The organism is Collimonas sp., from assembly GCF_035566555.1.
In the GTDB taxonomy this organism is placed as follows: Bacteria; Pseudomonadota; Gammaproteobacteria; order Burkholderiales; family Burkholderiaceae_D; genus Collimonas.
In genome coordinates, this window is the sequence record NZ_DATMRB010000101.1 from 19177 (window position 1) to 42564 (window position 23388).

Genomic DNA, 23388 nt, shown 5'->3' on the forward strand with positions numbered 1-23388 from the left:
GCATGTATCCGATAATAGAATGTCCGCGGCCGTCAGACATCGATGGCCAGGATTTTCTGGATCACCTTGTGCCCGATATAGGCCATGGTGAGACAGATGAAGAGCACGATCTTGCCGTAAAAGGTGGTCAGCAGCAGGCCCATTTCGGCCGGCTGGATGAAGAACAGTGCAATCCCGACCAGCGCCGGCAGGCAGATCATGACCCAGCCTTGCATCTTGCCCTGCGCCGTCAGCGACCTGATCTTGCCCTCGATCGTCAGTTTCTGCTGGATGGTGTTGGACAGGCTCATCAGCGTTTCCGAGAGATTGCCGCCCACCGATTTCGAAATCCGGAAGGTCATCACCAGCAGCTGGAAATCGACCAGGTCGATGCGCTTGCCGACTTCTTCGATCGCCGTTTCGAAATCGACGCCGACTTTCTGCAGCCGGATCACGTGCGCAAATTCACTGGCCAGGGCTGAATTGCTCTCCTTGGAATACGATTGCAAGGCAATGCTCAGGGACACGCCCGCCGTCAGGCTGGAAGCGATCACGGTGAGCGCCGTCGGCAATTCGTATTCGATGCTGTTGAGGCGGCGCTTGCGCTTGTAATTGCTGACCCACAGCGGCGCCTTGAAGATGAAATAACCGATCAGCAGCACCAGGAAGATGTTGCGCAAAACAAAATAAATCACCACCACCAGCATCAGCGCCGCCGCTATCTGAGCAAACAGCACCATGTAGACGCGGCCGTCGCGCAGCCCGGTCCATTCCTTGATGTGGCCGATATAGCGCACGTGCATGTCGAACAGCAGCTTGAGGAAGTAACTCTTCGAGTTCAGCAGCGACCAGGCGATGAACAGCACCAGCGCAAACAGGATTCCCGAAAACAGCAGTATCTGGTTATTCATTTTCCAATCGCTCCATGAAGACCGGTTTCATGCCCGAATAACGGAATTCGCCAAAGGTCTTGCCGTTCTGGTCCAGGCCTTCGCGATGAAACTTGAAGATATCCTGCAGCTGGATGGTTTCCGATTCGATGCCAACCACTTCGGTGATCGCTGTCACCTTGCGCGCACCGCAGGAATAACGAGTGAGCTGGATGATCAGGTGTACCGCCGAAGAAATCTGTTCGCGGATCGCCCGCACCGGCAGGTTCATGCCGGCCATCAGCACCAGCACCTCCATGCGCGCCAGCGCGTCGCGCGGCGAATTCGCATGCAAAGTCGTCATCGAGCCGTCATGGCCGGTATTCATGGCTTGCAGCATGTCCAGCGCTTCACCGCCGCGGCACTCGCCGACGATGATGCGGTCCGGCCGCATCCGCAGAGAATTGCGCACCAGGTCACGGATCGCCACATGGCCTTTGCCTTCGACATTGGGCGGCCGGCTCTCCAGCGATACCAGGTTCGGCTGCGACAGCTGCAGTTCGGCGGCATCCTCGATGGTGACGATGCGCTCGTCGTTCGGCACAAAGGCAGACATCATGTTGAGAAAGGTGGTTTTACCGGAACCGGTGCCGCCCGACACCACGATGTTCAAGCGCTGTTCGACCGCGCTGCGCAGGATATTCAGCATGTCTTCCGTCATCGAGCCATACTTGATCAAGTCTTCGGCCACCATCTTGCGGCGCGAGAATTTCCGGATAGTCAGGGTTGGCCCGCGCAGCGACAGCGGAGAAATGATCGCATTCACGCGCGAGCCGTCGCGCAAACGCGCATCGACCATGGGCGAGCTTTCGTCGATACGTCTTCCCAGCGGGGTGACAATCCGCTCGATCGCTCCCAGCACTGCCAGGTCGCTGGTGAAGGTGGCGCTGGACAGTTCCAGCCGGCCGCCGCGCTCGACCCAGATTTCATCGTGGCGGTTGACCATGATTTCGGTCACGCTGTCGTCAGCGATCATCGGTTCCAGCGGCCCCAGTCCGACCGCTTCGTCCAGCACTTCCTTGGTCAGCAGCTCGGTGTCTATATTGTCCGGCAAGCTGAAGGTGGTGCTCAACAACTCCTTGATCAGGCTTTTGACGTTGGCCTTGAGATCGTCCTCGGACATCTTGTTGGCGTCGATGCGGCGCAAGTCGATTTCATGCAGCACCGCTTCGTGCAAGGTCTTGCGCCAGCGCGAAAATTCAAGATCGATCACGCGCGCCGGGATATTCGCAACCTGCTTGCCGCCGGCGCCTGGTCGCGATCCCTGTGGCAACGGGGCCGCGGCCGCCGCAACGGCTGCCGGGGCCGGGCGCGACGGCGCCGCCTGCGCCGGCGCGGCAAATTGCTGGCGCGGCGCGGCGGCAGGAAGGGGTTGGCTGGCCTGCTTCAACGGCCGTTCCGCCACCAGCACTTCTTCGAAATCATGTTCGATGGTGCTGATCGCATGGTTGACGGCCCGGTTCTGCCGCTCGCGGCCAACGCTGGCCTCGTGCCCCTGCTGGTTGGTATGCAAGGTCAGGCTGTAGTTGCCGATCTTGATCACGGTGTTGCTGCTCAGCGGCCCGAGCCGGTTGACGCGCTCGCCGTCGACCCAGGTGCCGAAGATGCTGCCGCTGTCTTCAATGAAGACGCTGCCCTCGTTCAATAAAAAAGTCGCGTGCAGCTTGCTGACGTTCCAGCCCTTGAGACGCAGGTCGCAGCTCTCCCCCTTGCCGAGAACGAAGCGTTCCTTGTCGACGTAGACTTCATCGAGTATGTCATAATCGTCCGCGACCACCATCAACACAAATCCACTTTGGCTCTCTGCCATGAAAATTATTCCCGCATATAAAAATGATCAGATCATCATCGCCAATGTCACCATCGGCGACTCGTTTTTCAGCCGCGCCCGCGGCCTGATGTTTACCAAGACGCTGGCTCCCGACAGCGCCTACCTGCTCAAGGACTGCAATTCGGTCCATACTTTTTTCATGCATTTCACCATCGGCGTGGTGTATCTGTCGCCAGACTTCGTCATCACCAAGATCGTCCCGGTCATGGCGCGCAGAAGCCTGTCCTCCGACCGTTCCGCGCGCCACACCCTGGAACTTCATCCTGCCAAGCTTGCCGCACTGTCCCTGGGCGTAGGCGACCAGCTGCGCTTCTAGCCGGCCGCCGCCGCATCAATGATTGCCGTACTCAGGCGGCAATGCCGGTTCAGGCCGCAGCGGCGCTGCCTGGAACGGCGACTTGACTGGAATTTCCTTCTGCAGGTTGCGCAGGGTCGGCAGCTCTGCCTCCTCCGGCATACCCACCGCTTTGCGCGCCTGGTTGATGCGGTTGCTGATATTGCGCAAGGCATTCGAGCTCTCCCCTGACTCCCCTTCCTGCGTGTGCGGAATCGCCACCAGGTAGACCTCAGTCTGGTTGCGGGTGGTGCCGGTGCTCTTGAACAGATTGCCCAGCAGCGGTACATCGCCCAGCCCTGGCACCTTCTGGATATCGGTGCTGCCGTCCTGGCTGTACAAGCCGGACAAGATGATGGCGTCGCCGGTCTTTACCGAGAAGTCAGTCTCGGTGCGGCGCGTGGTGAAACCCGGGATGCCGCCGACGCTGACGGTCGGATCGATCTTGCTCACCTCGGCCTTGAGGATGCCGGTGATGTTGCTGAAAGCATCCAGCTTCGGCGCGATCTCGATCAGGATGCCGTAAGGCTTGAAGGTGACGTTGGTGCCGTTCTGGCTGACCGTCGGAATCGGCACTTCGCCGCCGGCGACGAATCTGGCCTGGCCGCCGTTGCGGGTGGCGATGCTGGGCGAAGCCAGGACAAAGGCGTCGCCGCTGTCGACCGCCAGCTGGATGACCGAGGGAATCGCAATCGAGGCATTGACGCTGGCGCTGACGCCGCGCAGTTTCTGGTCAGGCAGGTCAAACTTGCCGCCGGTGCCGGTGTCTTGCGGCAAGGGCCGCAGGTTGACGGCGCCGCGCGAAGCTTCGCCGAAGATACCGATGTTGAAGCCGTTGAAACTCTTGGCCCAGTTGACGCCCAGGTTCTCCAGGTAGCCTTTCTTGAATTCGACAAAGTACAGGTCGAACACCAGCATCTGCGAGTCCTGCTTGTAGGCCGGCACGGTGTCGATATCGAGCTTGGTGCTGTTGACCAGATTGGCGTACTGATCGGTCAATGCGGTGATTTTGGAAAGATCTTCGCGCGAATGGATATTGCCTTCCACGTACAGGCGGTCGCCGCGGCGCACCACATCGACACCCGTCAGGTCAGCCAAGGCCGCCTTGACATCGCGCTGCTGCTTGATGACGTTGAGCGCGGTCACCCGCAGACGGATTTCGCGCGAGAAGTTCGGCTTGTTCCAGAGCAGGATATTGGTCAGGCCGACTTCTTGCGCAATGATCAGCAGCTTGGTCTTTTCGATCACCGCGGTGGACGCGATCTTGCCGTTGCCGATAGCGATGCGGTTGACCGCACCGACTTCGATCACGCGCGCCTCGCCGGCGTACATGAGCAGTTCGTCGTCGACCGCTTGCTGCACCTTTGCGGCGCCGCCATGGCCGGCCGCAGGCCTCAGGACGGCGAGGTCGCCGGCATTGCGGACAGGAATCCCTTCGGGCCCGTTCATCTGGTTTCTTTGTTCAATCGCATTGCCGTCCAGGTATTCGACGCCGCCGTCGCGGCTGCCGCGGGGCTCGTTTTGGACCTGTTTTTGGCTGGTTTTTTGTGCCTTGTTCTGGTTTTGCAAAGTCTCCGGCAAAGGTGCGGCGGCAAAAGCGCGGCTGCCAATCAGGGCGGACAACAGCAGGCAGGAGCGGAAATTTCTTGGATTAGTCATGTTATTGCGTGGCTTTTTGTTGGATATCATTGTGGATTGCCGGCTGCGCTGCCCAGAAGGCGCTTGAAGGCTTCGAGTTTGCTGGCCTGGTCGCCGCCGCCGTCGGCATATTCGCCGGTCTTGAAGCGGCCGCCGATGATGTAGTCGACCTGCGGCCCCGGCATCTGCAGGCGGCGCTTGGCGTCCGGATCGATGACATCGGACAGGAACAGTCGTTTCTCGGCATCGCCCTGGTCGTCCGGACTGCGCAGCACGGCGACGATGCGGGCGCCGGTCTGCACCAGGATCACTTTCTGGGCATCCGCCGCCGGCACTGAAATCGTCACTGTGCTGTAGGTGGCGCGGCCGGCCTGGCCCTGGCGTTCGCCAAGACCGGCTTCACGCGCGCGGTCGGCCGCCAGCACTTCGCGCACCGTGGTCTGGCCGGTAGCGCGCACTTCGATATTCTTCAGCAAGGGCGCCAGCACGGTATCTTCCGGCTGCGGCCCGGCGCTGGGCGGTCCTTCCTGCGGCCGCTTCATCATGTAGAACAGGTCGATGTGATCGCCTGCGCGCAGCAGGCCGGAGAAGGAATTGATCTCGTCCACCGGAATGGTGATGGCGCGGCTGCCGGCATCGATCGACTTGGAAAACGGCACCGATTCGTACATCAGGAAGTACGATTCCAGCAAAGGCGTACCCTTGCGCACCGGGCGGATGATCTTCTTGCCGATATAGGCATCGATCTGTTCCGGCGAGATGACGTCGAAGTTCATGTATTCCTTGGGCACCGTGCGCGAAGCCAGCTGTTCCATGGTCAGCACGTCGCCGGGATTGAGGTCGATGCGCGGCACCGTCACCGTGGTGCGTACCTTGCTGGCTTCGTCGCTCAGGCTTTTTTCAATTTCGCTGGAACGGGTTTTCAGGTAGTTGTTGGCGAGGAAGACGGCGAATGCGGCGATCAGGACGATGATGAGCAGCGGCAGTGCTTTCTTAATTTTTTGAAAATTGATGAAACGTTTTATGTTCATGATATGAGAGTAAAAGTGATCGTCGTTGCGAACTGCTGAGAGTCGCTGCTGGTCTTGGAAAATCGGAAGGCGTTGCGGCCCTAGTGGCTTGCTTTGTCATAGTCCTCGCCCCACCAGTGTTCCGGCACATCGTTCTTTTCGCCGGTAGCCCAGGCGCCCATGTCCATTGCGCCCAGGCAGAAGCCGATCTGCGGCTCGGCCGGATCGAATTTGCCCTCCAGCCGGCTCAGGATGCTGTTCCAGATCAGCCTGACCACGTCGAAGGCCTGGTAGCCGCCGCTACCGCCGATAGGCGGCGATTTGGTTCCCAAGGGATAGAAGGGATGCCAGTGCAAGGCGTTTTGCGCCCGGTAACTGGCCGATGAGCTGAACGGATAGCGGCCGCGCTCCAGCGCCTTGGCCTGAAACGACGCCGCGATACCGGAACTTTCGCTGCTGTTGCCGAACAGCCGGGTAATGCCGATGATGATGCTGTTGGCGATCGGCACCTTGAGCGGATAGCTCCACCAGATTTCGATCGACAGCACAGTGTTTTCCTGGATGCTCTTGTTGGTGATATCGCCTTTCAGCTTGCTGTCGGAAAGATCTTCGCCGCCGCCCGGAGCATCCGTGCCGAGCGGCGTGCGGAAGCGCATATAGTCGGCTGGCAGCTTGAGGATGCCGTAGTCGAGCCCCTGCAATTCGATCACGCCGGATTCGAGGAAGGCGGCCTGGGTCGGGTTGTGATACAGGATGCAGGAATTGAACATGGCATCCTTGTAGGCTTCGACCTGGGCTTCGACCACCGCCAGCTTGCCGGTGTCGCTGCCCATGTACATCGGCGTGATGCCGTTGATGTAGCCTTGCAGGACCGAGCTGTCGCCATAGCGCATCAGGCCCTTGACGAAGGCCCACACGGCCGGGCCGATTTTCTGCTTGGCTTTGCCAAGGTAGCCCGAAATAGGACCGGCGCGGTTTTCCGCTTCGCCCGGGTCGCCGCCGGAGGAACCTGCGGCATTATTGACCGGCACGCCGTTGCTGGCGGCTTCGGCTTGGCCGGAGCCGGCCAGTTCACTGCCGGGCGTGGTGACAGTCGAGGTCACATCGCGCCCGGAAGAATCCTTGCTATGGACGATCTTGCCGACCGCCGCATAACCAAGATTACCCAGCTGCGCCGTCAGCGGATCGGTGACGAAACGCGGCACCACCCGGCCGTTGCTCATGGCGCCGATGCGCACCGCTTCCTGCACCGCATAGTTGTGCGCCAGCTTGGCTCTGTACATCAAGACCATTTGCAAGCACAGCAAGGCAAAGATCAGCACGATGGGGATCGCCACAATGAATTCGGCCATGCTGGCGCCACGCCCCAGTTTCAGATTTCTTCCGACTTTGATCAACATATAATGCGCTCTCGGCTTGTTTGCTAAATTGGCGTGGCGCTGACACCTAAGCCGTTGATGTAACTGAAATTCAGATGACGTATCGCATCCAGCAGCAGGCTAAGCAAAGACACGCCGTCCACCTGCACGAACAGCACCAGCGCCACGCACACCAGCAGGATCGAATATTCGACCGTGGCCTGCCCTTGTGCTGCGCTCCTGGCGCGAACCGCTTTCATAGGTTTTCCCTGCTGTATCAGACGCGGTTTCATCGTGTAATCCAATTGACCACGACAAAGGTCTGGCCGGCATTCCTGGTAAAGGTATAGGTCGCCTCCTGCTGCCTGGGCGAGACATAGCGCATCACCGTGCCGCTGTTGTCCTCGGCGGTTTTCTTGAAGCTCAGCTTCCATGCCTCGGCGGCACGGTCTTCCTGGTAAAAGGCAATGTTCTGTTCCATGTCAAAATTGTTGGTCATGGTAGTCAGGATCGATTCGCCCGCCATGTCCACTGTGCGTACTTCGTTCAATATCACCGTACCCGAGGGCTTGCGCAGATGCTTGGCCAGCACCGGCGCCTTGGTGCCGATATCCTGCTCCATGCGTGCCGGCAGGTCTGACATGCTGAGGTAGCCCTGGGTCTGCTTGCGGTTGTTGCTGCTCAGGTTGGCCTGCTTCAGCCAGCCGTCCTTGACCGCCACGATCTGCACTTCATGCCCGGCAGCCTTGGTGGTGACTTTCCATCTGGCCTTGGCCCAGCTCCCCGCCAGGATGACCGCGGCTTCGCGCAGCGGCTGCGGTCCTTCGATTTCATAGATCAGCATCGGCAAGCCGTTCACTTCGATTTCATCGGCCAGGCGAGTCTGTTGCCAGTTGTCCGGTACGCCGTCCAGCATCAAGCCTTCCACCGCTTTCCATTTGTCCGCTGCATATGCGCTGGCGCTCAGGAACAGGCACCAGCAAACCACGATCAACACTTTCAAATAAATCCCCTTCTACCTTGTCTGCTACGGCGCCGGAGAAAAGCGCCAGGCCGGGTTGTCGAACATGGAGATCGTGCGTGCACGCATGATGCCGGCCGGGCACAGCTCGTCCTGGGTGTATTGGGTCAGCCGGATCTCGCGCCCGGGATTGGCAGTGCACTTCACTGCCATATAGTCCGCTTCGCCCATGCCGCCCGCCAGATTCAGACTCTCCTTGTAGTCGTCGGTTGACTTGTATGCCTTGATCAAGCCGCCAGGGTTTTTCAGGCTGTCGAAATCCAGCCCCATGCCTTGCGAGACCAGGGTCGACACCTGAGCCGGATTGATGCCAGCCAGGTCAACCCGGTAATTGCCGCCAAAGCCCGAAGCCCCGCCGATCAATCCTGGCAGGTTGAAATAATTACTATTGAGTATCTTGCCAACCGGATTGCCGGAAGAGCCGGAGCTGGCGGCGCCGTCATAGAACGGATTGAGCTGTTCGGTAATGCGATGGTTTGCCACAGGCACCGGCGCCGACCAGGAGTTGGTGACCATGGTCAGGCTGCCCAGGCTGCGCGCACTGGGGCCGCCAGCAGGCAGGCCGGTCTCGCCTTTGGCGATGCCGAAGGTTTGTTCCATATAGGTCTTGATGAAATCGCTCAGGCCGATCGAGCCATTGACCTGGACCCGCTCGTAGGGCTCGCGGTCCAGCGTTAGATTGGTTAAGGTATTGCCGGTCGGATCGAATCCCATCGACCAGCCCGGCGATTTGCTGGAGCTGGTGGAAACATTCAGGGCGCCATTACTTATTGAGCCGAATGTAGCGCTCTCGAATTTATCGGTAAAAAACCGCGCCGCGGTGCTCATCCAGTCAGCATGGTCCTGCAGCAGCGCGGTGCTGCCTTCGGCCTGGCTCTGGCGCGCGCCGCGTGGCGTCAGGTAGACGCCGCGGAACACCTTGGGGGCCAGGTCGGCATCGCCGCTGTACAGCGATTTGTAATCGGCATCGCCGGTCGCCTTGTAGGCAGTGCGTTCCCATACTGCAAAGCGCGCCGCCTCGGTATTAAGCTGCTTCAGCTCGCCGAAACGCCAGACCCACTGCAAGCCGAACAGGAACAGCATGAGCACGCTGCACGCCAGCACCGACTCGAACAGGGCCTGGCCCCGTTGCCTTGCTCCGGACTTGCGCAAGCTGGAAACTCTAGGTGGATTAGGCATGGAGTCCCGGTTCAGTTAATGGTGAAGAACAATAATTTTTCCGGATAATTCAAGCCTTCCAGCCGTGCGTTCCAGTAAGGCAGCATCAGGTTGGCGTGCGTCACCACTTGCATGCGGCCGGTCCAGCGTTCCACCGGCGCCCGGTAATACACCCGTGCCTTGCCCATTGCCTGCAGGTAGTCTTGCTTGATTTCGGTGTCGTAATCCTTGATCGGCACGCGCCCCAGATTGAACTGGCCTTCCGGTTTCAGCGGCGACTTCATGGCGCCTACCGTTTCCTGCAATCCCACGATGAAGGATGGACCCAGATCCTTCAAAGCGTTGTCCTGTATTTCCCTGGAAGCGACAAACATATTGCTGGCCGCGCGGTCGCCTATCTGGTAGTTGCCGATATTGGCGTCGCGCATTTCCCAGAAACCAAGCCGTTCCGCCGGCAAGCCCATGTCCGCTGCGATCGTTCCCCTTAAGCCAGGCCTTTGGAACAGGGTCTCCGTTCCGCGCGAGGTGCGCATGTTGATTACATCCACCAGATCGCCCAGGCCCAGCAAATCGAGGAATATTTTAAGAACAGCGCTGGCGCTGTCCAGAGGATCGTCAAAAACTTGCGTGAAGCCGGTAAACCCCTTGCCCAGCATGCTCGCTATCGAACCTCCGACATTGGCGCCAAGCCCGCTCAGGCTCTGGACATTGGCTGCCTGTTGCGCCAAGGCAGAAGCCAGTTCCACCTCGGGATTGCCGCTGCCGGGGCTCGGTGGATTCAGCGCCGAACCTGACGCCGGGGTACCGGCTGGAGCACCACCCAAAACCGTCGAGGTGCTATTGTTCGGCAAATTTATCGCCGCCGACGAAGAATTGCTGGAACCGATGCTGCCGCCGGCCGCTTCCAGCGTAGGCAGCATGGAAGACATGATCATGTTGTTGAGTTCGTCGGTTGCCGAGGCGATCTTCGCTTGCCCGCCCATGGCGTGATAAGCAGAGGTTTCAGCCATATTCATGATCCCGCGGTCGTAGTATTTTTTGGCCGAGCCGGCCGCCAGCGATGCGCAAGCGCCACTTTTTCCGCCAAGGCGCGGAGCGTAGATCTCGCCGCTGGGGAGAGTGAAATACATGCAGTCGTCGAGGCCGGTGGCTTCGCCCCAGTAAGCCCGTTTGGCGGCGTCGTCGGCTTTCACCGCATCGACGAATTTATCCAGGTCTTCCGGGATTTCCTGGTTCTTGTTCAATCCCTGCATCCCGACCTTCGACAAGGTGGTCGCGCCGGCAATCGGAATGTGGATATCGAACAGGTGCGGATTGATTTCCATGATGTCGATATTGCTCCAGGCATAAGTACCGTCCTGCATCTGCATCATGCGGGTACCACCGGTGCGCTCATACAGGCACATGATAGGACTGGTGATAGTGCCTACGGTATTCATGAAGGCTTCGATGACTGGACCGATGACGTCGACCGCCACATTGCCCTTCAGCGCCGGCACGATCTGTTCCAGGCCATTGGTTCCGAGGCCGCTCAACATGCCATTGATGGCAGACAGGTTGCAGCCGTCGATCGCCCACAGGCCGACCGCATTGGGAAACAAGCGTCTGCCGCCGCTGCCGCTGGCGAAGTTGAACATTTCCTTCATCATCAAATGATGCACCAGGTTGAATTCAATCTTGTCTGGATTATCCTTTTCTCCAGCCTCTTTCATCTTGGTCAAGCCGAGGAATTTGCGTGGCGGCTGGTGCAGCTTGATCATGCTGCCGAAATCGACCATGCTCTTGCCGATCTGGTAAACAATGGTTTGCGGGATATACTCGGCTTGCGGCGCATTGGCAGTCAGCAAGTCGTGTTGCATGCTAGTCATGGCTGAGACAGTGGTCACCAGATGAACTTGCTGGGAAGCGAAGATTGCATAGTTGGCCAAGGAGACCGTGGCGGTGCCGGCATTCGCCAGCACCTGGCTGCCGACGCGTACGCCGCTGAGGACCTTTTCCCAGAACTCGCCAAACTTGGACAACGCGTTGGAGATGCCTGACAGGCTGCTGCCGATATAAGGAATGAATTTGGTCAGCGCGGCGATGCCTTTCATCACCTTGCTGTTGTTTTGCCAGTATTGGTCCGACATGCCTACCGTCGACCACATGGCGGTTAGTTGCCCCACCGACTGGTAATTGGAAATCATGGCGCGGTTGGTATACGCAGTGTAGTTCAACCCTTCGGCAGCAATGTTGGCGGTGCTGAAGGCAATGGCGTCGGCGGCATTTACCAGCTGCCGTTTCTCGCTGGTCACCTGCGCCATGTTGTAGACGGCAAACAGGCCGACGCACAGGACAGCAAAAAAGAAGATGGCAATAGGCAGCACCGCGCCGCGTTGACGCGCTCCATGGCAGGCTGTAAAGCCGGCTTTGCCCTGCTCGCTTGAAGATGCCTGTTTCACTCTGCGCTCCGTATTAGAACAAGCATTGATGATCTGCCGGCGGCCTCCGGCCTGAGCCGCTTCTTGCATTGCCGAGGAAAGCATTGTTACCTGCAGCCGCAACGCAAGGCTGCAACCAGCCCCGCCATACCAGGCGTGCTGACTGAAACTCATTGATTGGCTCCAGTCCGCAAAGCTGCGGACTGGAGCCGCTGCGGATCAGCGGTTGTCGCTGCCGTAATCTTTCATGGTGCGTTGAGTAGCTGCCTTGGTGGTGGCCAGATCCGCTGAAGTCTTGGCGTTAGCGATCTCTGCCTTGCTGTCGTTACCGGACATTTCTTGCGCCATGCCGGCCACCTGATGGCGGATGGTGCTGCCGAATGCCGCGAACACGCCGATGCTGACGACCGCGATCAGCGCCACGATGATGATGTACTCGGACATGCCTTGACCACGTTGACGCAATGCGGTTTTGCTGTGGTCAGACGACAAGTTTGAAAGTGTTGCCATGTGAGTCTCCTGAGGCTGGTGGTTGTGGGACAATTCCCGGTTGCTAAAACTGAACATGCTCCGGCCTATCAGCTGCGTGTTTTTCGGCCATTAGCAAAACACCGGCGCAGCCTGGCCCGCACCGTGGTTAATGACGGCGGCGTACCTGTATCATTCAGGATGATTTTTCTTGTTTTATTTGACTGACGTCACGGCGCGATGGCCGAATAATGCAATCCGTTCGGAGAGCCGGCGTCGGCGTTCTGTCAGCACGTCGATCAGGCCATCCAGCTCGTGAAGTTTTTCTATATGCGGCGCCAGATCAGCGGCGCCTTTTCTTGGATCGGAATTTTCGCTTCCGGAAGATTTTAAAAAAGCACCTATCTGTCGCGTACTGAAACCACACTCAATCAAGTCCTTGATCTGCTTGACGATATCCACCGTTTGCACTGGATAATCGCGGTAACCGTTAGCCAGACGCTGCGACAGAATCAATCCCTGCGATTCGTAGTAGCGCAAGATGCGCGCGCTCACTTTTGCTCGATTTGCTATTTCTCCTATTCGCATTTCGCCTTTGCCTTGTTAACAAATAAGCGATCCGGGGCGCAGCGCAAACAGGGTAAAGAGATGACAGATATCTTTGTGCCAGCTTTTCATAACGTATTGCGATCCGTCCGAATTGCTTGATCCGATTAATAAAACGTTCTACTAACTGCGGTCTTACACGGGTGAAGTTACACAACGGAAGTACTTGGAAAACAGCTAACGCCGCGCCGCATCGGGGGGCTGTTGCCTGTTCTAACGCAAGACCCATGCCATTGATTGCAATTGTCAACCGACGTTAACGATTGTTACTTGTTGGGCTGGAGTAACTATAGAACATTGACACTAATGAGAACGTCAAGCGGAAAATATGCGCAATCGATACCAGTGTGCAGCAATCTCGTGTTTAGTTAATAGACTGATCTGTTTAGTTGGCGCAAGTTCTCTTTGGCGTACGAGACGGAGCTAATCGACGTTGTATAAAAGACGAGCGGCAGCCTGCAAGCATTTGCATGGCTGTTGTTTTTTACGCGGGAATTTTATTCAGCGAGCGCGCTTTGTTAGTCATACGCAAAGATTGTCTCGGCCATGTGCGCGGGGTCGGCAGCGGCAACCTGACATTATCTGGCACATTCCGCACTATACCAACCTGTCTGTACAAAACACGTCAGTACGGTCTTCCAGGTCCAATGCGCGCTTGGCATGCATGCAACGGACGTTTTCAGTGGCCCTCGACGCCTGCCGGCTGGGCGGCGATAGGAATCGGGATTGGCGTTTGCGAGCGGCTTGCCGGAAATCGGATTCTGTTGTTATTTTTTCTACTCAGACTCCGGAAGGGATCGAAGGCCGCATTCGATGAGAATCACAATTTACGTCCAGCGGCAAATTGCGCTCCACATACGCCACCAGCTTCTGCACGCTGGCTTCGATGCTTTCATGGCCGGTATCGATGGCAAGCTGCGGATGCTCCGGTATTTCGTATGGCGCGCTGATGCCGGTAAACTCTTGCAATTCGCCCGAACGCGCTTTCTTGTACAAGCCCTTGGGGTCGCGCGCTTCACAGGTCGCCAGATCGGCGGCGACATGGATTTCGTGGAACGCCTCGCCGCAGGATTGCCGGGCCCGTGCGCGGTCGGCCCGGTAAGGAGAAATGAAAGCCGTGATGCAGATCAGGCCGGCGTCGGCAAACAATGCCGCGACCTCGCCTACGCGCCGGATATTCTCGCTTCTGTCCGCCGGACTGAAGCCGAGATTTGCATTCAGGCCTTTGCGTACGTTGTCGCCGTCCAGCACGTAGCAGGAATATCCCAGCGTCGTCAGCGCATGCTCCAGGGCCATGGCTAGCGAGGATTTGCCGGATGCTGACAATCCGGTCAGCCACATGACGGCGCCGCGATGGCCGTAGTGCGCGGCACGCTGTGATGGATGCAAGGCATGGGGCACCGCGGTCAAATTTTTTTCCATTCAACACTCCACAAAATGCGATGTTCTGTAGCAGCCAGGCGGCAGCATACATGATGCCTCAAAACGCAGCGGCCGGAGCGGTTCATCACCGCGATTCCTGCCTTAACCGTGCCACGCAGGTGCAGGATGCGGTAATATTTGCTGGACTGTTTTCCAGCGCCGCCCGGTGCGGAAAACATCTCGGGCAGCCATTCAATTTAAGAATAAAAGGCCATTCTGATGATTCCAGCATTCGTCGGTGTAACGGGTTTACCCAGAGCGGGTTCCACGCTGCTGTGCCAGCTGCTGGCCCAACATCCCGAGATTCATTGCGAAGGACATAGTTCTCCCCTGTGCAACACCTTGCTGGGGATCCGCCGCATGATCAGCGAAGACAGTTTTTTCCTGTCGCAGCTCGATACCCAGTTCGAGCAAAGCTATGCCCACCTGACCTCGGCAATGCAGGGATTCTTGCGCGGCTGGCATCATGATTGCAACAAGAAGGCGGTGGTGGACAAGAACCGCGCATGGCTGCATGCGATAGAGCTGCTGCTGCATATCGAGCCGAACGCCAAGCTGATCGTGTGCCTGCGCGAACTCGGACAAATCTACGGCTCTATCGAAGCGCAGCACCAGCGTACCATCCTGGTCGATTTCATCGACCACCTGGCCGATTTCGACCGCTTCGGGCGAGCCGACATGCTGTTCGCCAAAGACAAGGCCATCGGCGCGCCGCTGATCTCCCTGCATGCGGTTGCCGACCTCCCTAAGCACGTGCAGGAACGCCTGTATTTCATCCGTTTCGAAGATTTGATGGAGCGCCCCGCGGCCTGCATGACGCACCTGTATTCCTGGCTGGGACTGGCGCCGTTCGAGATCGATCCTGATCATCTGGCGATGGGACTGCAGGAAAGCGACAGCCACTACCACATGAAATACAGCCACAAGCAGGCCCGCCAGATCAGCAAGCCGAAGCGGCACGATATCCCGCCGCGCATACAGGCGCAAATCGAAACTGCCTGCTCCTGGTTCTACCAGCTTTACTATCCCCCGAAAATGTAAGGCCCTCGATCAAGGTTTCCTAAAACGCCTTGCCGATCTCGGCCCAGGCGCGCACCGACTTATTGTCGCCTATCAGTTGCGGCGTCGAGCCGAACGGCGCGGCGATATAGAGCTTTGCATGCCACTGGTCCGGTCCGTTCCAGTTCATGCCGACCCCGGCTCCGCTCAGTGTTGCGCCATTGTCGCCCGGCAGCCAGGGATTCTTGTTGACTGTCACGTGTTCTCTGTCGACGAAGGCCAGCACTTGCCAGCGTCCGCTGGCAAACTGGCCGAGCTCGTGCCGCAGTTCGATCGAGCCGAAGACCCCGGTATCGCCTGACAGCGCGCCGATGTCATAGGCGCGCACCGTGTAGGGACCGCCTGCGACCATCTTTTCCGCTGGATCCAGGTTGCTGTTTGTCCATTGACCGGCCAGTGCGAAATACAAGGAATCGTTCTGGCTCAGATTTTGCAGCTGCGCGAGATTGCCGTTCCATTTGGTGTAGCTGCCCTGCGTTTTGGCGGTGACGGAATCCGACAGTTCCGCTGCCCGGTCATCGAAGCCGACACGTCCCGCGGTAATGCCGAGATTCCAGGTGCCGATGCCGCCGGCCAGCACGCCGTTGCGCCAGTCGCCGTTCAGGCTCGCGCTCCAGTTATCCAGATGGCGGTCAGTCTTGATGTTGCTGACGCCGATGCGGTCGTTCAGTTGCTTGTGGTCGTACTGGATCTGGCCGTACAGATTGGCTTCCCGCGTGCGCATGAAGGGGTGCTTGACCCAGATGCTCGCCACCTGCGCGGTGCCGCGCGCGTCCAGCGCCCCCAGGCTATCGCCGAGGATGTAATGCAGCGCCGAATAGGAACCGCCCATGCGCGTACCCAGGCCGTTGAGCAGGGTTTCATAGGCAATGCTGCCGTAATTCATGTCTCTGCCGCTGGTCAGCGCGCCGATGCTGAGGATATCGCCATGATGCAGCGGATTAAAGATATTCACGGCGGCGCCGAGGCGGGCCCGGCCGGTATAGCGGTTGCCGAAATTGTCCAGCGTCACATTGCCGGCGACCTGCGCCGCCGGGTCAGCTTGCACCTGCAGGTCGGAAGTGCCGACCGCGTCCCCCGGTTTCAGCAGCGCGCTGACGGTGACGCCCGGAATGTCCGAGGCCAGCAGCAGCGTGCGGTCAAGCCCGGCCTGGGTGACTGCTTGTCCGGCCTGCAAAGGCGACAAGGTTTGCTGCAGCAAGCCATCGCTCACCCGGCTGCGGTTATCCAGTTTGACCTGGCCGTAACGGGCCTCGATCACCATCACCTTCACCACGCCGCCTTGCACGGTCTGGGCCGGGATGATGGCGCGCGCCAGCGGATAGCCATGGCTATGATAGTAGTCGGTGATGCGTGCAACCACTGCGCCGAGCTGGGCCAGGGTGAGGTTCTTGCCCTCGGCGTCGGCCACCAGCGCGTGCAGAGTGGCCGTATCGAAAGCGGTATTGCCGGACAGCTGTATGCTGGTGACGCTGAAAGCCGTCCCCGCCGGCTGCTGGGCGCCGCCGCCCTGCTCTATGGTCAAGCCGGTTCCGGTTGACGAGGGCAGCGCCGGCTTGAGCGGCTGGATCTGCTGCAGTATGGAACCGGCGCCGGGCGGCGTCACCGGCTCGGCTGCAAGCGCAGCGAAGGCTGGATAGCTGAGCAGCATGGCTGCGATGATCGGCTTCATTGGATATAGGAATCTACCGTTATTGTTCATTGAGGCTCGCTTATTCATCCGTGCTCACAATATTGTCCGGCAGCCTGACTCCGCTACCCGTGATCTTCACTTCCACTCCATTCATGCCGTCACCGTTGAGACCGGATGGTTTGTTCGGCGGCTGGACATTGAACTGCACCAGGTCGAGCGCCGCCAGGTTGATGCCCGCGTGCGGGGTAGTAAATACCGAATCCAGCGCAGTGATGATGTTCTGCACCGAGACCGGTGCAGCCCCCGGTTTCAGGGTCAGCGCGGTAGCGTTGCCTGCCGCTTGCACGAACACATAGTTCATCGCGCTCAGGCCGCCGCCGTCAATCGCATACAGTCCTGGCAGGCTGGTCGGCTGGGCATTGGTGGTCCAGCTCAGGTTGCCAGTCGTAGCGCTGCCCAAGGTATCGCCTCCCACCAGACCCGTCAGGGCACCGGTCAAGCCGCTCGGCATTTGCCCTGCAATGCTGCTGGCCGGGGTCGCCGTATAGGTCAGCGTCGCCGGCGTAATGCTGGCGCTGGTTGTGCTCGTGCTGCTCACCGTATAGTTGCCGGCATCGGCGCCGCTTGCGCTGATGCCCGCTACCGTCACGGTCTTGCCGGCGCCGGCATTCTTGTCGGCGAAGTTGGCAGAGGTATCGCTGAACGTCACCGCATCGCCGGCCAGTCCGCCGCTGAGCGTCACCGCCGCCGTGGTATTGCCGTCATAGGTTTTATTGGCGCCGATGGCGGCAACGGTGATGGCCAGCGGCGTGATGTCGGCCGTGGTCGTTGCGGTGGTATTGCTGACCAGGTAGTTGCCGGCATCCGCCCCGCTGGCGCTGATGCCGGCAACGCTGACCGTCTTGCCATTGCCTGCATTCTTGTCGCCAAAACTTGCCGAGGTATCGCTGAATGTCACCTTGTCGCCGCCTATCAGGCCGCTGCCGGCCAATATCGCCGAACCGGAAGTCGTGGCGTCATAGACCTTGTTGACGCCGCTGGCGGTGACCGTTACCGCTTGCCGGCTGACGGTATAGTCGCCGCTGATGTTGCCTAATATGTAGTTGCCTGCATCGGCGCCGCCCAGGGCGCCGCTCGCCGATTCGATGCCGATGTGGGTACCGGCGATCAGGTGGCCGCTGCTGCTGGTCAGCCCGCTCGTGTTCACGGAAACGCCAGGGGCATTGACAAGGTCTCCCGAGATGACATTCGATATGCTGATTGCGCCCGGCGTCAACGCCGCGCCGTAGGTTGAGCTGCCGGCCGCAATCGAACCGTTCAATGCCAGCTGGCTGACGCTATAGTCGCCCGTTGGTCCGGCAAACGTATAGTTGCCGGCGTCGGCGCCGCTCAGCGCGCTGACCGATTCAATCCCGGTGTGGGTACCTGCGATCAAGTGACCGCTGCTGCTGGTCAGGCCAGTCGTGTTGACGCCAACCGTCGCAGTGCCAAGCACATCGCCCGTGACAGCATTAGTGAAATTCACGGCACCCGGCGCCAGCACCGCACCGTAGGTCGAACTGCCAGTGCCGATCGAGCCGGTCAACGCCAACTGGTTGACTGTATAGTCGCCCGTTGGTGCTGCAAACGTGTAATTGCCGGCATCCACCCCGCTCAACGCACTGACCGATTCAATGCCGGTGTGAGTACCGGCGATCAGGTGGCCGCTGCTGCTGGTCAGGCCGGTGGTATTGACGCCAACCGTCGCTGTACCCAGCACGTCGCCCGACACTCCATTGGTAAAGTTCGCCGCGCCCGGGACCAGGGCCGAGCCGTAGGTTGAACTGCCAGCACCGATGGTGCCGCTCAAGGCCAATGGACTCACGGTATAGTTGCCAGTGGCGCCGGCAAAGGTGTAGTTGCCCGCATCCGTCCCGCCCAGGACCGTACCCACCGATTCGATGCCGTTATGCGTACCGGCAATCAGGTGGCCGCTGCTGCTGGTCAGGCCGCTCGTATTCACCGTGACGGCGCCCGGCGTGACCAGGTCGCCGCTTACGGCATTCGTGAAATTCGCTGCGCCAGGGATCAAAGCCGCACCGTAGACCGAACTGCCCGCCGCAACCGTGCCGTTCAAGGCCAGTTGGCTGACGGTATAGTCGCCAGTGGCGCCGGCAAAGGTGTAGTTGCCCGCGTCCGTCCCGCCCAGTACCGTTCCCACCGATTCGATGCCGGTGTGGGTGCCGGCAATCAGGTGGCCGCTGCTGCTGGTCAGGCCGGCAGTATTCACCGTGACGGCGCCCGGCGTGACCAGGTCGCCGCTCACGGCGTTAGTGAAATTCACCGCCCCAGGCGCCAGGGTCGCACCGTAGGTCGAGCTGCCCGCCGCCAGCGTGCCGTTCAAGGCCAGCTGGTTGACGGTGTAGTTGCCCGTGACACCGCTAAAAGTGTAGTTGCCGGCATCGGGGCCGCTCAAGGCGCTGACCGTTTCAATGCCGGTATGCGTGCCCGCAATCAGGTGGCCGCTGCTGCTGGTCAGGCCGGTGGTATTGACGCCAACCGTGGCTGTGCCCAGCACGTCGCCCGACACTCCATTGGTGAAGTTCGCCGCGCCAGGAACCAGGATCGCACCGTAGGTCGAGCTGCCCGCCGCAACCGTACCAGTCAGTGCCAGCTGGCCGACGGTATAGTCGCCAGTGGCGCCGGCAAAGCTATAGTTGCCAGCATCCGCCCCGCTCAAGACAGTACCCACCGATTCGATGCCGGTATGGCTGCCGGCAGTCAAGTGGCCGCTGCTGCTGGTCAAGCCAGTCGTATTCACAGTGACTGCACCGGGGGTGACAAAATCGCCGCCTACGGCGTTGGTGAAATTCACCGCGCCCGGCGCCAGGGTCGAACCGTAAGTCGAGCTGCCCGCCGCCAGTGTGCCGTTCAAGGCCAGCTGGTTAACGGTGTAGTTGCCCGTGATCCCGGTAAATGTGTAGTTGCCGGCATCGGCCCCGCTCAAGGCGCTGACCGTTTCAATGCCGGTATGCGTGCCCGCAGTCAGGTGCCCGCTGCTGCTGGTCAGGCCGGTGGTATTGACGCCAACCGTGGCCGTACCCAACGCATCGCCCGACACTCCATTGGTGAAGTTCGCCGCGCCCGGGACCAGGGCCGCACCGTAGGTCGAGCTGCCGGTCGCTATCGATCCGGTCAGGGCCAGAGGCGTAACGGTGTAATTGCCGGTAGCGCCGGCAAAGGTGTAATTGCCCGCGTCCGCCCCGCTCAGGACAGTGCCCACCGATTCGATGCCGTTGTGCGTGCCGGCCGTCAGGTGGCCGCTGCTGCTGGTCAGGCCAGTCGTATTTACGCTGACCGGCGCGGCCGTGACGACATGGCCGGCGACCATGTTGGTGAAAGTTACCGTGCCCGGCAGCAGGGTTGAACCATAGACAGAGCTGCCGGCGCCGAGCGTGCCGCTGAGCGCCAGCGGATTGATCGTCAATGCGCCATTGACATAGGTAACGACGTAACCTTGCTGACCGCTGGAAGAAAGGCCGGACGCCGTGATCGTGTAAGTGCCGGCGTTGACCGCGGCTTGCGATGTTCCGCCATAAGTTATGCTGCCCAGCACGCCGACTGGCGTCGCGCTGTATCTGTAGCCATTCAGGCCAGTGTAGGTAACGCCGTTGTTGCTGGCATAGGCGGCGCCATTGAAAGTGCTGGTGGCATTGTTGGCGGTGACAGTCAGCGCCGTCATGCCGGAGAGTAGGAGCGGATAGCCGCCGGACATTACCCAGGTGCCGCTGAAATCCCAGGCTGGGTTCAGATTGCCGTTGGCGGCTGTGCTGGAGGTGAAATTGGCCTGGTTCTGCATGTTGGCAGTGGTCATGCCGGTGCCGGCGGCGGACGTAGCCTGGCCGGAACTTGTCTTGTCCCAAAAGCTGCCGGTGACGGTGCCGGCGTTGTTGCCTACCAAGCCGCCAACCAAGGTCGAGCCGGCTCCGGCGCTGACGCTGCCTGTCGAAAAGCTGTTGGTGACGGTGCCGCCCAAGGCTCCTGCGCCGGCATTGTTGCCTACCAGTCCGCCGACAAAAGAAGCACCGGCAGCACCGGTGACATTGCCGGTCGCATAGCTGTTGCTGATCGCAGGACTGCCGCCCGCACCGCCGTAATTGTGACCAACCAGGCCACCGACAGCGCTGATGCCGGAAACGGCGCCTGTTGCATAGCTGTTGCTGATCGTGGATGGGCCGGCAAAACCATAATTGGCTCCAAGCAAGCCGCCCACATAGGATGAGCCGCTCACAGAGCCGGTAGCATAGCTGTTGCTGATCACGCTGACGGCGCCGCCTCCGCCATAGGCGTATCCGATCAATCCACCGACATAAAGGCTGGTTCCTGTGACATTCCCGGTCGCATAGCTGTAATCGACGGTTCCCCCTTGCAAGCCGCCGACCAGGCCACCGACGTCACTTGCCGCAGCCCCGCCTATGACCGCGCCGCCGGCATGACTTCTGGTGATCGTGCCGCCGCTGTTTTCGCCTACCAGCCCACCGATAAAAATTGCATTGGCGCTGGCGCTCACCGTAGCGGTTGAAAAGCTGTTGTTGATTTTCCCGAAATTCTGTCCCACCAGCGCGCCGGTGTAGTTGGACGAGGTGACGGCCACGCTGCCGCCGAGCAGGCCCACGTTGCGCACCACGCCGGCCGCACCCACCGCGCCGAGCATGCCGACGCCGACAACCGAACCTTGATTGATCGTCAGGCTGCTGACGGTATGGCCGAGGCCATCAAAGACACCGGAGAATTCCTCCGCCGAGGTCAATACCGTATTTCCTTTACCGCCTATCGGTGTAAAACCTGCGCCGCTGTTCCAGGCCGAAGTGACAGCAGCATTGATATCGCTGCCCAGCGCATAATAGCCGGCCAGGTTGCCTATCGTCCCCTGCAAGCTGCCGTCGCCGCTGCTGGCGGCCGTACCCAGGGAGTTGATCACCGTATAGACGTGATTGTTCATGGTCAGCACGCCGCTGCCGCTGAAATTGACGCGGCCGTTGAACCCGGTGCTGCCCAAGGCGACATTGACATTGCCGCTGCCAGGCTCCAGGTCCAGGCTGGCAGAGCCGCTGGCCGTCATGGTGGCGTTGATGTTCACATCGTTGCTGGCGTTCAGGGTCAGCTTGTGTCCGCTCCAGCTGACGGTATCGTCGACGTTGACGTTGCCGCTGGTGCCGCTGGCGCCGCTGGCCGAAGAAATCGTTACATTGCCCGCACTTAATGAGGCGTTAAGCGCAGCGCCGGTCAGGTCGCCGTTGCTGGGCGCAATCGTGAAATCGGTGGGATCGATCAGCCAGGTGCCGGCCAGGCCTAGCGCAGCAGCCGTGGTGATCTTGGCGCTGTTCGCCACCTTGACGTTGGCCGCGCTGGTCTCGATGAAACCGCCGTTGCCGCCGGCTGGCGCACTGGCATCCAGCGTGCCGCCGACGTTGACGGTTCCCGCCGCCATGCCGCCCAGCAAGGTGATCTTGCCGCCCTGGTTTTCCACGGTGTGCGCTTCAATCACGCCGCTATTGTTGACGACGCTGGCCAGCAATGCATCTTTTGCGCCGGCGTTCATGATCACGCGGCCGCCGTCGGCCCGGATCAAGCCGCCGTTTTCTGCCGCGCTGTTCAAGACGCTCTGGTCGACCTGCAGCTGCAGCAGGCTGTTGCCGCTGAACGTGAGGGTGACGGCGTTGCCGGCGCCGAGCGCCACCGCGCCCTGCGGCGCGCTGATCGTGCCCTGGTTGCTGACATGGTTGCCGAGCAAGGAGACGTAGCCGCCATTCGCCGCGGTGATAGTTCCCTGGTTGACCACGCTGCCGGAGCCGTTGCCGCTGAAAGTGCGATTGTTTCCGCTCAAGCTGGCGTCATGCAAATCCAGGGTGGAGGCAACCAGGCCGCCCACATTCACTTGTGCGCCGGCGCCGAACAGGACGCCGTTCGGGTTGATCAGGAATACCTGGCCGTTGGCATTCAGATGGCCGAGGATCTGCGTGCCGTTGGTGTCGAATATGCGGTTGACGGCAATCGCGCTGACGGACGGCTGCACGAAATTCACCGTTTCTTGCGGGGCGATGTTGAAGCCGCTCCAGTTCAGGGTGGCGTTCTGGCTGGTCTGGCTGATCGTGGTGGTCGCGCCGGATTGGCGGATGCTGCCGCTGCCGGCGACAATCTGGCCGCCGGTCGGCGCCGCCTGGGCCGCAATCGCCGTCAGCGACAAGGCCGCCGCCACCAGCTTGCGGCGCCCGCCCTTGCCGCGTCCGCGCGTGGTTTCCGCTACTGCGATCCAGCCATTGCTTACCGTGCTCCAGACCAGACGATAGATGTGATTCATAGATCCGTGGCGTTTCATGGCTTGTTTCCTCATTGAACCTGCAGTACTCAACCAAACAATGCGCGTAGCTGTTCCGGACCTGGTCGGCCGCCCGCCTGCTCCTCGCTTCAACAAACCGTACGGCATCGACAGCGATGCCGCGCATTCGTCACGCAGAAACTGTGCTTTAGCTCCCCAACGCC

17 protein-coding genes are annotated in these 23388 nt (G+C 60.0%); 2 read left to right on the forward strand and 15 right to left on the reverse strand.

What is annotated here, in order from left to right; translation table 11 throughout:
* Positions 1-32 precede the first annotated feature (32 nt).
* Both VNZ65_RS13220 and VNZ65_RS13225 read right to left on the reverse strand, forming a co-directional pair.
* Positions 33-890, reverse strand: coding sequence for a type II secretion system F family protein (locus VNZ65_RS13220; RefSeq protein WP_325669694.1), 858 nt, complete (start codon positions 888-890; stop codon positions 33-35).
* Complete coding sequence (locus tag VNZ65_RS13225; RefSeq protein WP_325669696.1) at positions 883-2718, reverse strand: ATPase, T2SS/T4P/T4SS family; 1836 nt, start codon at positions 2716-2718, stop codon at positions 883-885. Before VNZ65_RS13225 ends, VNZ65_RS13220 begins: the two co-directional genes overlap by 8 nt.
* Between VNZ65_RS13225 and VNZ65_RS13230 the strand changes: the two genes are divergently transcribed.
* A complete protein-coding gene (locus tag VNZ65_RS13230) occupies positions 2717-3055 on the forward strand; it encodes a DUF192 domain-containing protein (RefSeq protein WP_325669698.1) in 339 nt (112 codons plus the stop codon). The genes VNZ65_RS13225 and VNZ65_RS13230 overlap by 2 nt on opposite strands.
* A gap of 15 nt (positions 3056-3070) precedes the next feature.
* Here the strand turns inward: VNZ65_RS13230 and VNZ65_RS13235 are convergent, their stop codons facing one another.
* The 11 genes from VNZ65_RS13235 to VNZ65_RS13285 form a co-directional block, all read right to left on the reverse strand.
* Entirely contained in the window at positions 3071-4732 is a 1662-nt protein-coding gene (locus tag VNZ65_RS13235) for a type II and III secretion system protein family protein (protein WP_325669699.1), read from the reverse strand.
* Between the two features lie 26 nt (positions 4733-4758).
* Positions 4759-5742 carry a Flp pilus assembly protein CpaB gene (cpaB, locus tag VNZ65_RS13240; protein WP_325669701.1) on the reverse strand — a complete coding sequence of 328 codons (984 nt, stop codon included), beginning with the start codon at positions 5740-5742 and terminating at the stop codon, positions 4759-4761.
* Between the two features lie 80 nt (positions 5743-5822).
* The gene (locus VNZ65_RS13245; RefSeq protein WP_325669702.1) at positions 5823-7121 is read right to left on the reverse strand and encodes a TadE family protein; all 1299 of its coding nucleotides are present in this window, start codon (positions 7119-7121) and stop codon (positions 5823-5825) included.
* 23 nt (positions 7122-7144) lie between these two features.
* Positions 7145-7339 (reverse strand): hypothetical protein, encoded by a 195-nt coding sequence (locus VNZ65_RS13250; RefSeq protein WP_325669703.1) that lies wholly within the window; start codon positions 7337-7339, stop codon positions 7145-7147.
* A 29-nt stretch (positions 7340-7368) separates the two neighbouring features.
* Complete coding sequence (locus VNZ65_RS13255) at positions 7369-8082, reverse strand: hypothetical protein (RefSeq protein WP_325669704.1); 714 nt, start codon at positions 8080-8082, stop codon at positions 7369-7371.
* Positions 8083-8106: 24 nt separating this feature from the next.
* Positions 8107-9279 (reverse strand): hypothetical protein, encoded by a 1173-nt coding sequence (locus VNZ65_RS13260; protein ID WP_150119680.1) that lies wholly within the window; start codon positions 9277-9279, stop codon positions 8107-8109.
* 11 nt (positions 9280-9290) lie between these two features.
* Complete coding sequence (locus VNZ65_RS13265; RefSeq protein ID WP_325669708.1) at positions 9291-11699, reverse strand: Tad domain-containing protein; 2409 nt, start codon at positions 11697-11699, stop codon at positions 9291-9293.
* A gap of 198 nt (positions 11700-11897) precedes the next feature.
* Complete coding sequence (locus tag VNZ65_RS13270) at positions 11898-12188, reverse strand: pilus assembly protein (RefSeq protein ID WP_325669710.1); 291 nt, start codon at positions 12186-12188, stop codon at positions 11898-11900.
* A 174-nt stretch (positions 12189-12362) separates the two neighbouring features.
* The gene (locus tag VNZ65_RS13275) at positions 12363-12734 is read right to left on the reverse strand and encodes a MerR family transcriptional regulator (RefSeq protein ID WP_325669711.1); all 372 of its coding nucleotides are present in this window, start codon (positions 12732-12734) and stop codon (positions 12363-12365) included.
* A gap of 798 nt (positions 12735-13532) precedes the next feature.
* Complete coding sequence (gene cysC, locus VNZ65_RS13280; protein WP_325669713.1) at positions 13533-14174, reverse strand: adenylyl-sulfate kinase; 642 nt, start codon at positions 14172-14174, stop codon at positions 13533-13535.
* On the reverse strand, positions 14159-14353 hold the full coding sequence (locus tag VNZ65_RS13285) for a hypothetical protein (RefSeq protein WP_325669715.1): 195 nt from the start codon (positions 14351-14353) through the stop codon (positions 14159-14161). The genes cysC and VNZ65_RS13285 overlap by 16 nt, the downstream gene beginning before the upstream one ends.
* Positions 14354-14393: 40 nt before the next feature.
* Here VNZ65_RS13285 and VNZ65_RS13290 point away from each other — a divergent pair, with 40 nt between their 5' ends.
* Entirely contained in the window at positions 14394-15215 is an 822-nt protein-coding gene (locus VNZ65_RS13290; protein WP_325669717.1) for a sulfotransferase, read from the forward strand.
* Positions 15216-15234: 19 nt separating this feature from the next.
* Here VNZ65_RS13290 and VNZ65_RS13295 read toward each other — a convergent pair whose 3' ends face one another.
* Together VNZ65_RS13295 and VNZ65_RS13300 are read right to left on the reverse strand one after the other, a co-directional pair.
* Positions 15235-16905, reverse strand: a complete 1671-nt coding sequence (locus VNZ65_RS13295) for a ShlB/FhaC/HecB family hemolysin secretion/activation protein (protein WP_325669719.1) — start codon at positions 16903-16905, stop codon at positions 15235-15237.
* 40 nt (positions 16906-16945) lie between these two features.
* Positions 16946-23224: a YDG domain-containing protein gene (locus VNZ65_RS13300; protein ID WP_325669721.1), complete on the reverse strand. Its 6279-nt coding sequence runs from the start codon at positions 23222-23224 to the stop codon at positions 16946-16948.
* Positions 23225-23388: the final 164 nt, after the last annotated feature.

What these genes read in the sequence shown, in the direction of transcription:
- VNZ65_RS13220 (WP_325669694.1), bottom strand. Translation starts at nt 890, where the DNA reads ATGAATAACCAGATACTGCTGTTTTCGGGAATCCTGTTTGCGCTGGTG.
- VNZ65_RS13230 (WP_325669698.1), top strand. Translation starts at nt 2,717, where the DNA reads ATGAAAATTATTCCCGCATATAAAAATGATCAGATCATCATCGCCAAT.
- VNZ65_RS13225 (WP_325669696.1), bottom strand. Translation starts at nt 2,718, where the DNA reads ATGGCAGAGAGCCAAAGTGGATTTGTGTTGATGGTGGTCGCGGACGAT.
- VNZ65_RS13235 (WP_325669699.1), bottom strand. Translation starts at nt 4,732, where the DNA reads ATGACTAATCCAAGAAATTTCCGCTCCTGCCTGCTGTTGTCCGCCCTG.
- cpaB (WP_325669701.1), bottom strand. Translation starts at nt 5,742, where the DNA reads ATGAACATAAAACGTTTCATCAATTTTCAAAAAATTAAGAAAGCACTG.
- VNZ65_RS13245 (WP_325669702.1), bottom strand. Translation starts at nt 7,121, where the DNA reads ATGTTGATCAAAGTCGGAAGAAATCTGAAACTGGGGCGTGGCGCCAGC.
- VNZ65_RS13250 (WP_325669703.1), bottom strand. Translation starts at nt 7,339, where the DNA reads ATGAAAGCGGTTCGCGCCAGGAGCGCAGCACAAGGGCAGGCCACGGTC.
- VNZ65_RS13260 (WP_150119680.1), bottom strand. Translation starts at nt 9,279, where the DNA reads ATGCCTAATCCACCTAGAGTTTCCAGCTTGCGCAAGTCCGGAGCAAGG.
- VNZ65_RS13270 (WP_325669710.1), bottom strand. Translation starts at nt 12,188, where the DNA reads ATGGCAACACTTTCAAACTTGTCGTCTGACCACAGCAAAACCGCATTG.
- VNZ65_RS13275 (WP_325669711.1), bottom strand. Translation starts at nt 12,734, where the DNA reads ATGCGAATAGGAGAAATAGCAAATCGAGCAAAAGTGAGCGCGCGCATC.
- cysC (WP_325669713.1), bottom strand. Translation starts at nt 14,174, where the DNA reads ATGGAAAAAAATTTGACCGCGGTGCCCCATGCCTTGCATCCATCACAG.
- VNZ65_RS13285 (WP_325669715.1), bottom strand. Translation starts at nt 14,353, where the DNA reads ATGTTTTCCGCACCGGGCGGCGCTGGAAAACAGTCCAGCAAATATTAC.
- VNZ65_RS13290 (WP_325669717.1), top strand. Translation starts at nt 14,394, where the DNA reads ATGATTCCAGCATTCGTCGGTGTAACGGGTTTACCCAGAGCGGGTTCC.
- VNZ65_RS13295 (WP_325669719.1), bottom strand. Translation starts at nt 16,905, where the DNA reads ATGAAGCCGATCATCGCAGCCATGCTGCTCAGCTATCCAGCCTTCGCT.
- VNZ65_RS13300 (WP_325669721.1), bottom strand. Translation starts at nt 23,224, where the DNA reads ATGAAACGCCACGGATCTATGAATCACATCTATCGTCTGGTCTGGAGC.